The 12,261-nt window shown below is 66.8% G+C and carries 14 protein-coding genes; 1 reads left to right on the top strand and 13 read right to left on the bottom strand.

The genetic code is table 11. The features are described 5' to 3' along the window. The 8 genes from MF609_RS17110 to gltX form a co-directional block, all read right to left on the bottom strand. Positions 1–1,249, bottom strand: a 1,249-nt coding sequence (locus MF609_RS17110) for a methyl-accepting chemotaxis protein (RefSeq protein ID WP_242417360.1), incomplete at its 3' end; no start/stop codon positions are given. 24 nt (positions 1,250–1,273) lie between these two features. After that, positions 1,274–1,789, bottom strand: a complete 516-nt coding sequence (locus MF609_RS17115; RefSeq protein ID WP_242417361.1) for a chemotaxis protein CheW — start codon at positions 1,787–1,789, stop codon at positions 1,274–1,276. After that, positions 1,776–3,755: a chemotaxis protein CheA gene (locus MF609_RS17120; protein ID WP_242417362.1), complete on the bottom strand. Its 1,980-nt coding sequence runs from the start codon at positions 3,753–3,755 to the stop codon at positions 1,776–1,778. The genes MF609_RS17115 and MF609_RS17120 overlap by 14 nt, the downstream gene beginning before the upstream one ends. After that, positions 3,752–4,120, bottom strand: coding sequence for a response regulator (locus tag MF609_RS17125; protein WP_242417363.1), 369 nt, complete (start codon positions 4,118–4,120; stop codon positions 3,752–3,754). The genes MF609_RS17120 and MF609_RS17125 overlap by 4 nt, the downstream gene beginning before the upstream one ends. Further along, positions 4,117–4,425 (bottom strand): STAS domain-containing protein, encoded by a 309-nt coding sequence (locus tag MF609_RS17130; protein WP_277991322.1) that lies wholly within the window; start codon positions 4,423–4,425, stop codon positions 4,117–4,119. Before MF609_RS17130 ends, MF609_RS17125 begins: the two co-directional genes overlap by 4 nt. Positions 4,426–4,721: 296 nt before the next feature. Next, positions 4,722–4,928: a hypothetical protein gene (locus MF609_RS17135; protein ID WP_055760532.1), complete on the bottom strand. Its 207-nt coding sequence runs from the start codon at positions 4,926–4,928 to the stop codon at positions 4,722–4,724. Position 4,929: 1 nt separating this feature from the next. Then, positions 4,930–6,213, bottom strand: coding sequence for a citrate synthase (locus MF609_RS17140; RefSeq protein WP_242417365.1), 1,284 nt, complete (start codon positions 6,211–6,213; stop codon positions 4,930–4,932). An 18-nt stretch (positions 6,214–6,231) separates the two neighbouring features. Beyond that, entirely contained in the window at positions 6,232–7,662 is a 1,431-nt protein-coding gene (gene gltX / locus MF609_RS17145; protein ID WP_242417366.1) for a glutamate--tRNA ligase, read from the bottom strand. 86 nt (positions 7,663–7,748) lie between these two features. On the opposite strand from gltX, the gene MF609_RS17150 reads away from it, so the two are divergent. Next, positions 7,749–9,890 (top strand): ComEC/Rec2 family competence protein, encoded by a 2,142-nt coding sequence (locus tag MF609_RS17150; protein ID WP_242417367.1) that lies wholly within the window; start codon positions 7,749–7,751, stop codon positions 9,888–9,890. On the opposite strand, the gene MF609_RS17155 is transcribed toward MF609_RS17150, so the two are convergent. From MF609_RS17155 to MF609_RS17175, 5 genes are read right to left on the bottom strand one after another with little or no spacing between them, the layout of a single operon-like run. Continuing rightward, the gene (locus MF609_RS17155) at positions 9,836–10,057 is read right to left on the bottom strand and encodes a hypothetical protein (protein ID WP_242417368.1); all 222 of its coding nucleotides are present in this window, start codon (positions 10,055–10,057) and stop codon (positions 9,836–9,838) included. The two genes, MF609_RS17150 and MF609_RS17155, sit on opposite strands and share 55 nt — an antisense overlap. Before the next feature lie 2 nt (positions 10,058–10,059). Then, positions 10,060–10,614, bottom strand: a complete 555-nt coding sequence (dcd, locus tag MF609_RS17160) for a dCTP deaminase (RefSeq protein ID WP_110149249.1) — start codon at positions 10,612–10,614, stop codon at positions 10,060–10,062. Next, positions 10,611–11,054, bottom strand: coding sequence for a cytidine deaminase (locus MF609_RS17165; RefSeq protein ID WP_242417369.1), 444 nt, complete (start codon positions 11,052–11,054; stop codon positions 10,611–10,613). Before MF609_RS17165 ends, dcd begins: the two co-directional genes overlap by 4 nt. Further along, a complete protein-coding gene (locus tag MF609_RS17170) occupies positions 11,051–11,719 on the bottom strand; it encodes a GH25 family lysozyme (protein WP_242417370.1) in 669 nt (222 codons plus the stop codon). The genes MF609_RS17165 and MF609_RS17170 overlap by 4 nt, the downstream gene beginning before the upstream one ends. Then, positions 11,719–12,201 (bottom strand): UPF0262 family protein, encoded by a 483-nt coding sequence (locus tag MF609_RS17175; protein WP_242417371.1) that lies wholly within the window; start codon positions 12,199–12,201, stop codon positions 11,719–11,721. The genes MF609_RS17170 and MF609_RS17175 overlap by 1 nt, the downstream gene beginning before the upstream one ends. Positions 12,202–12,261 lie beyond the last annotated feature (60 nt).

Genomic DNA, 12,261 nt, shown 5'->3' on the forward strand with positions numbered 1-12,261 from the left:
CATGTTCGCCGGCACGGGCCGCCTCGACCGCTGCGTTCAGCGCCAGCAGGTCGGTCTGCCGGGCGATTTCCTGTACGATGCCGATCTTCTCGGCGATGGTGCGCATCGCGCCCACTGCACGGTCGACGGCGACACCGCTGGCTTCGGCATCCTTCGACGACTGGCGCGCGATCTTCTCGGTCTGGGCGGCGTTGTCGGCATTTTGTTTGATGTTGGCGGCCATCTGCTCCATCGAAGCGGATGCTTCCTCGGCGGCGGCGGCCTGTTCGGTCGCACCCTGGCTCACCTGTTCCGACGACGCGGAAAGCTGCTGGCTGCCGGCGGCGACATTGTCGGCGGCACTCGACGCATCGCCCACAACGTTGCGGAGGCGTTCGACCATCGACACCAGCGCATGGCCCAGCTTGTCCTTGTCCGACAGCGGGGTGTGGTCAACGGTCAGGTCGCCCTGCGCGATCTGGTCCGCCAGCGTCGCCGACTTGCGCAGCGCGCCGGTCATGCGGTTGACGGTATCGACCAGGTCCTTGATCTCGTCATTGGTCGTTACGGTGACTTCCTGATCGAGGTCGCCGATCGCCACGGCGTCCAGCGCGACGCTGACCCGCTTCAGGCCACGCGATACGGTCATCGAGATCCAGATGGCCCCCAGCACGGCTATGACGAAGGCGATGACACCGGCAGCGATCATCGTCGTGCGGCTGGTGGCATAGAGCGCGTCGGTTTCGTCGTTCGCTTCCGTCATGCGCTGACGCTGAAAGTCGCCGAGCTTCTTGATGCTGGTCGTGAGGCGCTCCATCATCGGTGCCTGCACCTCGTTCGACATCTTGATCGCGGCATCGGTCTGGTTGGCGTTGCCCAGGTCACGGACGCGATCGAATACCGGCTTCAGGTCGGTCCAGCTCTTGCCGACTTCCTCCCAATAGGGCTTGCCCTTTTCCGATGCCCGGCTCTTTCCGTCGGCGACCAGCTTGTCGATTTCGTTCTCGCCATCGACGACGCTCTTGTAGAAGCCGCGCATCGCTTCAGGATCGGTGTTGAGGATCAGCGACTGCTGATCGGCCAGCGCCTGGCTCTGCCGCGTATCGATTTCCTGCGCGATCGACAGGCGGCGGGCCGGACCGTCGATGAGGTCGGTGATGGCGGTGTTGAGCGTGCTCATCTTCGTCACGCCGACGCCGATGACGACGGCCAGCAGGATGACGAGCACGGCAAAGGTAGCGGCCAGTTTGGCCTTGATCGTTGCACGCATGGTCGATGCCCCCCCTTGGGGTGATTAGTTGATGGATGCCGCCGCGATGTCGCGGTGCGCGATGCCCTGGAAAATGGCGGTGAGGTCCGGCAGCACGATGATGTCGCCTTCGTGCCGGACGAGCGTTCGGACATAGTCCCGCCGCCAGCGCAGCCCGACGACGGGCGCCCCCTCGCTGGTTGCGGCGTCCAGGGTGGCGACCTCATGCACCTTGTCGGTGCGCAGGCCGATCATCATTGCCTCGCCGTCCAGATCGATCTCGATCACGACGATGCGGCTGTCGGGCGTGGTTTCCGCGACCGGCATCCCGAAGGCGAGGTGCAGGTTGGCGAGCGGAATGATCCGCCCCCGGAAGTTCACGACATGGCTGACCAGCGGCGGCGCACCGGGCACCCGCGTTTCGGCCATCATGTCGAGGATTTCGCGGACCAGCACCGCTTCGAGCGCGAAGCTCTGCCCGCCGAGGTCGAACACCAGCACTTCGAGCTGGTCGTCCTGGTTCCACGGAACGGTGGTCGATTGCACGTTATCCGGCTGCACGCAGCGTCTCCTCATGCGGTTGGCCCAGCGCGATCAGCTGGGCGATGTCGAGGATCAGCGCGACCTCGCCATCGCCGAGGATCGTTGCGCCGGCAAAGGTGGCGGCGTCGCGGTGCAGCGCCGACATCGGCTTGATGACCGTCTGGTGGTTGCCGATGATCTGATCGACCACCAGCCCGACGCGCCCCTGCGGGGTCGATACGACGACGATCTTCTGGAACGGATCGGGGCGGGTGTCGGTCGCGAACAGTTCGCGCAGGCGCAGGAACGGCACCAGCTTTTCGCGCAGCGTGATGAGGCTGCGTCCGCGATGGCGCAAATCCTCTTCCAGCGACAGCTCGATGCATTCCTCGACCGCGGTCAGCGGAATGACATAGCGGCCGGTGCCGACCCGCACGAGCAGACCATCGATGATCGCCAGCGTCAGCGGAATGCGCAGCGCGATCAGCGATCCTTCGCCTTCGGTCGACTGGACGTCGATCGAACCGCGCAGGCCCTCGATCGTCCGCTTCACCACGTCCATGCCGACGCCGCGGCCCGACAGGTTGGTGACGGCGGCGGCGGTCGAGAAACCGGGCGCGAAGATCATCTGCAGCAGTTCGTGGTCGCTCAGCGGCTGGTCCGGCTGGATCAGGCCGTTCGCCTCCGCCTTGGCACGGACGCGGGCGCGGTTGATGCCCCGGCCGTCGTCGCGGATCGTGATGACGACCTCGCCCCCGGCCTGATGCGCGGCGAGACGGACGGTGCCGGCGGCGGGCTTGCCGGCGGCAGCCCGGTCCTCGGGCGTTTCGAGGCCGTGGTCGCAGCTGTTGCGGATCAGGTGGACCATCGGGTCGAACAGGCGCTCGATCACGGTCTTGTCGACCTCGGTCGCCTCGCCTTCGGTTTCGAACTCGATCGTCTTGCCGGTGTCGCGGGACAGGTCGTGGATCAGGCGGCGGAAGCGCGAGAACAGCGATCCGACCGGGACCATGCGCAAGACCATCATGGTTTCGCGCAGTTCGCCGGCGAGCCGTTCGATCTCTTCCGATACCGAACGCAGCACCAGGTCCTGACCGCGATCGGCCAGCTGCGACAGGCGGCTTTGCGCGATCACCAGTTCGCCGACCCGGTCCATCAGCGCGTCCAGCCGGCCGGCGGGCACGCGGACGCTTTCCTCGGTCTTGGCGGTCGAGCGGGCGGCGGGATTGTCACCCGCAGCCGCGGCGGCAGCGGGTGTTGCTGCGACGACCGGCTCGTCCATGACGACGGGCGCCTCGACGGTGGCTTCCGCTTCCGCGTCGGCCTCGACCTCCAGCGGTTCGATGGCGAGTTCCATGTCGTCCATCACGAAGATGAACACGTCCTCGATATCGTCGCGCTTGATGTCGCCGATCAGCGTCACGTCCCAACCGACATGGCATTCGGTCGGTACCAGCTGCGACAGTGGCGGGATGGCGTCGGTCCGCGCGACGACGGTGGCGTCACCCAGCTCGCGCAGCTCGTCGAGCAGCATCAGCGGGTTGGTGCCGTTGGCCATGGCGTCGACCGGCAGCTTGAACGCGACCTGCCATCCCTTGCGAACGGCGGCGGCGGGCGTGGCCGGGGCGGTGCCGGACGCTTCGTCGATCGCGGCCTGCAAGCGCGTGAGGATCGCGTCGCCTTCTGCCTTCGGCGCATCGCCGTCGACCAGCGCGCGCATATGGTCCTGCGCCGACAGGATGACCGCAACCAGCCCGGCGGTGGCCGGAACCTGACCCTTGCGGACCCGGTCGAACGCGGTTTCGCAGTGGTGGGTGAAGCCGGCGAGCGCATCGAAGCCGAACATCGCGCCCGACCCCTTCAGCGTGTGCAGGCCGCGAAACACCGCGTTGACCAGATCGGCATTGCCGAGGTCGTGGCCGAGGTCGAGCAGGCCCTGTTCGACCTGGTCGAGCACCTCGCCCGCCTCCACGCGGAAGGCGGCGATGGGATCGTCGGCGCTCACCGGCCCAGCACCTTGCGCGCGACCTTCACCAGCTGATCCGGCACGAACGGCTTCACCAGCCAGCCGGTGGCACCGGCGGCCTTGGCCTGGTTCTTCATTTCCGGGTCGGATTCGGTCGTCAGGAAGATGATCGGCACACCGGCCTGTGCGGGCTGCTTGCGCAGTTCGCGGATCATCGACAGCCCGTCCATATTCGGCATGTTCAGGTCGGTGACGATCATGTCGAACTTGGTCGACGTGGCCTTGGACAGGCCCTCGACTCCGTCGCCGGCCTCGGTGACGGTATAGCCGGCACCGGTCAGCGCGATACGGATCGCCATGCGCAGGCTGGCGGAATCATCAACGGCGAGAATGGAAGCGGTCATTGCAGCGGGACTCCGTGGAACCAGAAGGCGTTGTCTTCGGGGGTCATCGCGTCGATAAAGCCGGCGCGGTGAAGAAGGGCGGTCAGCGCTTCGCCGGCCGGCGCGGACAGGCGGACATTGCCGCCCTGCATTGCGGCTTCGGTACGAAGGCTGTGGATGAGTTGCACGACGCTGAGATCGGGCGCGGCGACGGCCGTGGCGTCGAGGACGAAATCGCCGTCGAGCGGCAGCGCACGCAGGTCGTCTGCCGCGGCGGCAACCGTCGTCATGCTCAGCGTATCGGGAATGGAGAAGGTAGACGTCATACGATTTCAACCCCAAGGAACTTGGGCCTTCGTCGCAGACTTCGCTTAATATCGATTTAAGCGAACTGTTCGCAGGTGAACAAAGGGTTCCCGGCGGGCGTCCGCAGGTTATGCAAAATAGCGAGCATTAACCATGCGTTGCGCGACGCCTCACCGGGGGAAGGGGCGCGGCAGAGGCAATTCCGCCTGGAACTGCACAAATTTTTATCGTGGAAAATTGCGCATTTCGCGGGCGTGCCGGGCAGGTCGCCGCGTGCGCGCATGGCCGAGTCGGCGCGCTATCGCGGGCGTGTCCATCAGCGGCGCGGCAGGCGGCGTGCGATGAGGACCAGCAGCAGCCCGAGGGCGCCGACCACCGATCCGGTGACGACCCACAGATATTGGTCGATCATGAACGAACTGGCGGGCCAGCGGATGACACCCATCCCCTGACCCAGCCAGAACAGCCCGACGAATGCGAGGATCGCGCCTACGATCATCAACGTGCGTCGGACGATACGCATCTCAGCGCTGACCCACCGGCACGTAATCGCGCTGTGCGGGACCGGTATAGAGCTGACGCGGACGGCCGATCTTCTGCTCGGGGTCCGAAATCATCTCGTTCCACTGCGCGACCCAGCCGACGGTGCGGGCCAGGGCGAACAGCGCGGTGAACATCGTCGTCGGGAAACCGATCGCCGACAGGATGACGCCCGAATAGAAATCGACGTTCGGGAACAGCTTCTTTTCGCGGAAATAATCGTCGTTGAGCGCGATTTCCTCCAGCTGCAGCGCGGTTTCGAACACGGGGTCGTTGACGCCCAGCGAATCGAACACTTCCCGCACGGTCTTCTGCATCACCGTCGCGCGCGGATCGTAGTTCTTGTAGACGCGGTGACCGAAGCCCATCAGGCGGAACGGATCGTCCTTGTTCTTGGCACGGGCGATATATTCCGGGATGCGGTCGGGCGTGCCGATCTCGCGCAGCATGTTGAGCGCGGCCTCGTTCGCGCCGCCATGCGCTGGACCCCACAGGCATGCGATGCCCGCCGCCATGCACGCAAACGGATTGGCGCCCGACGAACCGGCAAGGCGGACGGTCGAGGTCGACGCATTCTGTTCGTGATCGGCGTGGAGGATGAAGATGCGATCCAGCGCCTTTTCGACGACCGGGTTCACTTCATACTTCTCGGCCGGCACGCCGAAGGTCATCTTCAGGAAGTTGCCGGTGTAGCTGAGCGAGTTGTCGGGATACTGGAACGGCTGCCCGACGCTGTACTTGTACGCCATCGCCGCGATCGTCGGCATCTTGGCGATCAGGCGATGCGACGCGATGGTGCGCTGCGTCGGATCGGTGATGTCGGTCGAATCGTGATAGAATGCCGACAGCGCGCCGACGACGCCGCACATGATCGCCATGGGGTGCGCGTCGCGACGGAAGCCGCGATAGAAGGTCGCGAGCTGTTCGTGCAGCATCGTGTGGCGGCTGATCGTGTTGGTGAAGCCGTTCAGCTCTTCGCCCGAGGGCAGTTCGCCGTTCAGCAGGAGATAGGCGACCTCCATGAAGCTCGACTCTTCGGCCAGCTGCCCGATCGGATAGCCGCGGTGCAGCAGCACGCCTTCGTCACCGTCGATATAGGTCAGCGCCGAATCGCAGCTGGCGGTCGAGGTGAAGCCCGGATCGTAGGTGAAGGTGCCGGTCTGTGCGTACAGCTTGCGGATGTCGATCACGTCGGGACCGATGGTGCCCGACCGTACCGGAAATTGGACGTCCTTGCCCGCAACTTGCAGCTTAGCGTCTTCGGCCATTCGGCGTCTCCTGTTACGTTATGCGGCCGGTTTGGCCATCTGGTCTTCGATGCGACCCAGGCTTTCGGCGCGGCCCAGCAGGGCCAGCACGTCAAAAATCCCGGGCGAGGTGCGCGAACCCGTCAGCGCGGCGCGAAGCGGTTGCGCGGCGGCCCCCAGCTTCAACCCCGCCGCCTCCGCTACTTCGCGTACCGCAGCTTCGATCGTCTCCGTATCCCATGCTGCGAGTGCGTCAAGCTTGGCGTGCAGCTGCGTGAGGATCGCGCGGGCTTCGGGCGTCAGCAGCGCCGTTGCGCCGTCGTCCATCGCGAGCGGGCGGGAGCGGAAGAAGAAGGCGGCATTGGCCGCCAGTTCGTTGATGTCGGCGGCGCGGACCTTCAGCACCGGCATGGCGCGTTGCAGCAGATCGCGGTCGATACCCTCCGGCAAACGCTGGGCGACCAGATCGGTCAGGCGCGCATCGTCGGCCTCGCGGATGTAATGGCCGTTGAGGTTCAGCAGCTTCTTCGTATCGAAACGGGACGGGGAACGCCCGACGCCCGACAGGTCGAACACCTCGGTCGCGCGCTCACGGCTGATGATCTCTTCATCGCCATGGCCCCAGCCGAGGCGCAGCAGATAGTTGTTCAGCGCTTCGGGCAGGACGCCCAGTTCGTCGCGATACGCCTCGACGCCCAACGCGCCGTGCCGCTTCGACAGCTTCGCGCCATCGGCACCATGGATCAGCGGGACATGGGCATAGACCGGATCGGGCCAGCCGCCCTCGACCGCATCCATCGCGCGGATCAGCGCGAGCTGGCGGAAGGCGTTGTTGAGGTGATCGTCGCCGCGAATGACGTGCGTCACGCCCATGTCGTGATCGTCGACGACGACCGCGAGCATATAGGTCGGCGTCCCGTCCGAACGCAGCAGCACGAAATCGTCCAGCTCGGCATTGGCGACGGTGACGTCGCCCTGCACCTGATCCGAAATCGTGACGGCGCCTTCCTTCGGCGCCTTCAACCGGACGACAAAGGGTGCGCCTTCCGGCGCATCCTCGGGCGAACGGTCGCGCCAGCGGCCGTCATAGCGGATCGGCTTGCCGGCAGCGCGCTGTTCGTCGCGCAGGGCGGTCAGTTCCTCGGGCGTGGCATAGCAACGATAGGCATGACCGGCCTCCAGCAACTGGTGGGCGACTGCGGCGTGGCGGTCGGCACGGGCGAACTGGAACACGGCGTCGCCGTCCCAGTCGAGACCGAGCCAGCGCATCCCCTCAAGAATGGCGTCGATCGCCGGCTGGGTCGACCGCGCGCGATCGGTATCCTCGATGCGCAGCAGGAAACGGCCGCCGTGGCGGCGGGCGTAGAGCCAGTTGAACAGCGCGGTGCGCGCGCCGCCGATATGCAGAAAGCCCGTCGGGGACGGTGCGAAACGGGTGACGACAGGCGTCGCGGAATTGGTTGCGCCCAAGCGCGGATACCCCCAGACATCGGGTGAAACATATGGCCCATTCAGCCGCGACCGCCCCTAGCATGACGCCCGGCACGCTTCAAACCATGCGCCCGACGCATCGGTTCCTTGGGGCGATGGAGGCGTTGGCTGAGGCGGAACGGGGGCAATTGCCGCTATGGATGCCGGTCGCATTGGGGTCGGGAATCGCCGCCTGGTTCCTGTTGCCGGGGCGGGGGGCGTGGGTCGCGTTCCTGTTGCTGGCGCTGTCGATCGCGCTGGCGGGGATGGTGCTGCCCTGGGGCACGCGCATCGCGCGGGCGATCACGGGGGCCGGAATGCTGGCGATGCTGGGTTGTGCGCTGGTGTGGTGGCGCGCCGAGCGGGTGGCCGCGCCGGTGCTTGCCCGGCCGGTGGTGGTGGCGTTCGAAGGGTTGGTCGAGCGGGTCGAGCCGCTACCCGCGCGGGAGGCGGTTCGACTGACTCTGCGGCCCGACGCGGCCAGCGACCTGCCGCCGCGTATCCGCGTCAACCTGTCCGAAAAGGATGTGCCGCCGGGCTTGGCGTCCGGCGCACGGATCGCGTTGCGCGCGCGGTTGCTGCCGCCACCGACCGCTGCAGTGCCGGGAGCCTATGACTTTGCGCGAGCGGCATGGTTTCAGGGGCTGGGCGCGACCGGGCGCGGCTTTGCGCCGGTGACGGTCGTAACCGCGGGCGATCCGGGCAATGCGGCGCTACGCGACCGGCTGACCAGCCATATCCTGTCGCGGGTGGAGGGCAGTACCGGCGGGATCGCCGCCGCCTTCGTCACCGGCGACCGGGGCGCGATCGTCGAGGCGGATGCCGAGGCGATGCGACGGTCAGGCCTTGCGCATCTTTTGTCGATCAGCGGGCTGCACGTCACGGCGGTCGTCGTGGCGACGATGACGCTGGTGCTGAAGCTGCTCGCCCTGTTCCCGCCCTTGGCGCTGCGCCTGCGGCTGCCGGTCGTCGCGGCGGGGGCGGGGGCGTGCGCCGCGCTGTTCTATACCTGGCTGTCGGGCGCGGACGTGCCGACGGTGCGGTCGTGCATTGCGGCGCTGCTGGTGCTGGCGGCACTGTCGCTGGGGCGCGAGGCGATTACGCTACGAATGATCGCGACGGGCGCGTTGCTGGTGCTGCTGGTTCTGCCGGAGTCGCTTGCCGGGCCAAGTTTTCAGCTGAGCTTTGCCGCCGTCACCGCCATCGTCGCGCTGCACGAGCATCCCCGTATCCGAGGCTGGTTTCTGGCGCGGGACGAAGCGGTCGGGTGGAAGCTGGCGCGCAGTCTCGGCTCGCTGCTGCTGACCGGGGTAGCGGTCGAGGCGGCGTTGATGCCGATCGGGCTGTATCATTTCCACACCGCCGGGATGTACGGCGCGCTGGCGAATATCGTCGCGATCCCGCTGACGACCTTCGTGACCATGCCGCTGGAGGCGGTGGCGCTTCTGCTCGACATGGTCGGGCTGGGCGCGCCGGCATGGTGGGCGGTCGAGCGGTCGCTGGCCTTGCTGCTGTGGATCGCGCACCGCGTGGCATCCGCACCGGGATCGGTCGCGGCTTTGCCGGCAATGCCCGATGGCGCTTTCGCCCTGATGGTGATGGGAGGCCTGTGGATCGCACTGTGGCGGACCGCGTGGCGGCGCTGGGGCGTGGTGCCGCTGCTCGCCGGTGCGATCTGGGCACTGGCGACCCCTGCGCCAGACCTGCTGGTGACGGGCGACGGGCGGCATCTGGCACTGGCGACCGACAATGGCGGCATGGCGATCCTGCGCGACCGGGCGGGGGACTATGTGCGCTCGACACTGGGCGAAGGGGGCGGGGTGATCGGCGATCTGCCGCCGCTGTCCGAACAGCCGGGCGCGCGGTGCAACCCCGACTTGTGCATTGCCCGGCGATCGGCGGGGGGACGCATATGGACGATCCTCGCCACCCGCAGCGGCTATGCGGTGCCGTGGGCGGAACTCATCGCCGCCTGCGCGCGTGCCGACATCGTGGTCAGCGAACGGCGGCTGCCCGACAAATGTGCTCCCCGCTGGCTGAAGCTCGACCGTAGGATGTTGGCGCGCACCGGCGGGGTGGCCGTGACGTTATCGACCGGGCGGGTAACCATGGTGCGGAGCGGGGGACGGCATCCGTGGGAGGTTCCGCAGACGATCGCGCCGCCGCGTCCGCCCTATCGTGATCGGCGGAACGGGCGGAACGGCGGGGCCTCCGACGCCTTGCGGTGATCGTTGATCGCGATACGGGCGCAGACGAATGCGAACCAACCGATCAGCAGGCCCCCGATCACGAATGCCCAGGGTAGCGGCAGCTTCGGCGCGAACAGCGCGCGTATGGGCAGCAACGCCGCCGACCGCACGAAGACGCTGCGCCCGGTCCAGTTCGCCCCGATCATCGTCAGAGCCTTGGCAGCGTCACGCCGCGCTGGCCCATATATTTGCCCGCACGGTCGGCATAGCTGGTGCCGCAGGGCTGGTCGCCCTTCAGGAACAGGAACTGGCACGCGCCTTCGTTCGCATAGATTTTGGCGGGCAGCGGCGTGGTGTTCGAAAATTCCAGCGTAACGTGACCTTCCCATTCCGGCTCCAGCGGGGTCACGTTCACGATGATCCCGCACCGGGCATAGGTCGACTTGCCGAGGCAGATGACCAGCACGTCGCGTGGCACACGGAAATATTCGACCGTACGGGCCAGTGCGAAGCTGTTCGGCGGGATGATGCACACATCGGTCTTGCGATCGACAAAGCTGTTCTGGGCAAAGTCCTTGGGGTCCACCACCGCCGAATCGACGTTGGTGAAGATCTTGAACTCGTCCGACACCCGCGCGTCATAGCCATAGGACGACAGGCCATAGCTGATGCAGCCTTCGCGCCGCTGCGATTCGACGAATGGTTCGATCATCCCCGTCGCCAGCGCCTGTTCGCGAATCCAATGGTCCGACAGGATGCTCATGCTTTTCCCCCAATGCCCAGATCGCCCGGCCCGAAGGCGTGCGGCAACAGATCGGAGAGACGATGCGTCTCGATCTCACCGCCGCCAAGGCCGGAACAGTAAACCGCCAGATCGCGCCCGCCCATCTGCGCCGCTTCGTTCAGCACCTGCCGGCAGCGGCCGCAGGGACGGATCGGATCGGTATCGCCTTCGCCCATCCGGCCGCCGACGATGCCGACCGCGACGATCTGGTCGAGCTTGCCGGCACCGCTGGCCGTTGCGGTCGCGACCGTTTCGGCGCAGAGCGACAGGCCGTAGCTGGCATTCTCGAAGTTCGTGCCGGTGACGATCGAGCCGTCGACCAGCAACAGCGCGGCCCCGACGGCGAAGCGCGAATAGGGCGCGTGCGCATGGGCGGCGGCGGCGCGTGCCGCCTCGATCAACTGGGCAGGTTCGGTCATTGGGCGGCTACACTCCACGCGACAGGGTTGGCGACGCCGTCGATGGTGCGCGCCGGGTTCGCCTGCCACATCCGCCACGGCCGCGCCAGATAGTCGGGTTCGAAGAAGCGCCGCGTCGCCCAGAGCGGGCGGACGATCGCCTCGCTCACCCGATATTCGTCCTCGAACGCTGGCGAGATACGCAGCATCATCGGCCGCCCGTCATGATATTCGGCGGGGCCAAGGAACCCGCGAATGGCGGTCAGCACCTGTGGCCGGGTCGGCCGCGCATCGCAATCGGGGGTGAAATCGAGCGCGAGGGCGGCGGGCAGCGCGTCGGCGGCGCGCGGGACGGTGGTCAGATAGGCGGTGACCTGATCGGCGGTCGGCTCGCACAGCGACAAGACATGGAGCGCGCCGTGGCGCAGGCCGGCCGCGTGCGCCCCGTTCCAGTTCGCCTCGAACGCCGGATCGCGGGTCGTGCCGGTCGATGCGGTGATAAAGGCGAAGTCCGCGCCCCGCGCCCGCACCATGCCCCAATCGACCGCGCCGTTGCTTGCGGAGACGGTCAGGCCCTGCACCGCAAAGCGCTTCTCGTCGGGATGCCAGCCGGCGGACCAGCGCCACGCGACCAGCGCCGCGATCGCCAGCAGTGCCAGCGCGCCCAGAATTAGCCGATTACGCATCATCCCTTGATATGCAGCACGCAGATCAGGGTGAACAGGCGGCGCGCGGTGTCGAAATCAATCGCCACCTTGCCGTCCAGCCGTTCGCGCAGCGCCTCCGCCGCCTCGTTGTGAATGCCGCGACGGGCCATGTCGATCGTCTCGATCTCGTGCGGGGTCGCCTGGCGGATGGCTTTGTAATAGCTGTCGCAGATCGCGAAATAGTCGCGGATCGGGCGACGCAGCCGCGCCATGCCCAGCACCAGCGTTTCGACCAGAGTCCCGTCCTCGCGCGCAATGTCGATCGCCAGTCGTCCTTCGGGCACCGACAGCGCGATCCGATACGGTCCGGCATAATTGTCCGGCGTCGCGCGCTGCGGGGCGAAGTGATTCGCCTCTAGCAGGTCGAAGATGGCGATGCGGCGTTCCTGCTCGATATCGGCGCTGCGCCACAGGATCGTGCGCTCGTCCAGGGTGACATCGATGATCCGGGGGTCGGCCATCCGCCGCACTTAGCGAGTTGTCCGGCGTTTCCCCAGCCCCTTTCGCTTGCCGTCGAACGT

The organism is Sphingomonas panni (genome assembly GCF_022664435.1).
Taxonomy (GTDB): Bacteria; Pseudomonadota; Alphaproteobacteria; order Sphingomonadales; family Sphingomonadaceae; genus Sphingomonas; species Sphingomonas panni.

What these genes read in the sequence shown, in the direction of transcription:
- MF609_RS17125 (WP_242417363.1), bottom strand. Translation starts at nt 4,120, where the DNA reads ATGACCGCTTCCATTCTCGCCGTTGATGATTCCGCCAGCCTGCGCATG.
- MF609_RS17130 (WP_277991322.1), bottom strand. Translation starts at nt 4,425, where the DNA reads ATGACGTCTACCTTCTCCATTCCCGATACGCTGAGCATGACGACGGTT.
- MF609_RS17135 (WP_055760532.1), bottom strand. Translation starts at nt 4,928, where the DNA reads ATGCGTATCGTCCGACGCACGTTGATGATCGTAGGCGCGATCCTCGCA.
- MF609_RS17140 (WP_242417365.1), bottom strand. Translation starts at nt 6,213, where the DNA reads ATGGCCGAAGACGCTAAGCTGCAAGTTGCGGGCAAGGACGTCCAATTT.
- MF609_RS17150 (WP_242417367.1), top strand. Translation starts at nt 7,749, where the DNA reads ATGCGCCCGACGCATCGGTTCCTTGGGGCGATGGAGGCGTTGGCTGAG.
- MF609_RS17155 (WP_242417368.1), bottom strand. Translation starts at nt 10,057, where the DNA reads ATGATCGGGGCGAACTGGACCGGGCGCAGCGTCTTCGTGCGGTCGGCG.
- dcd (WP_110149249.1), bottom strand. Translation starts at nt 10,614, where the DNA reads ATGAGCATCCTGTCGGACCATTGGATTCGCGAACAGGCGCTGGCGACG.
- MF609_RS17165 (WP_242417369.1), bottom strand. Translation starts at nt 11,054, where the DNA reads ATGACCGAACCTGCCCAGTTGATCGAGGCGGCACGCGCCGCCGCCGCC.
- MF609_RS17170 (WP_242417370.1), bottom strand. Translation starts at nt 11,719, where the DNA reads ATGCGTAATCGGCTAATTCTGGGCGCGCTGGCACTGCTGGCGATCGCG.
- MF609_RS17175 (WP_242417371.1), bottom strand. Translation starts at nt 12,201, where the DNA reads ATGGCCGACCCCCGGATCATCGATGTCACCCTGGACGAGCGCACGATC.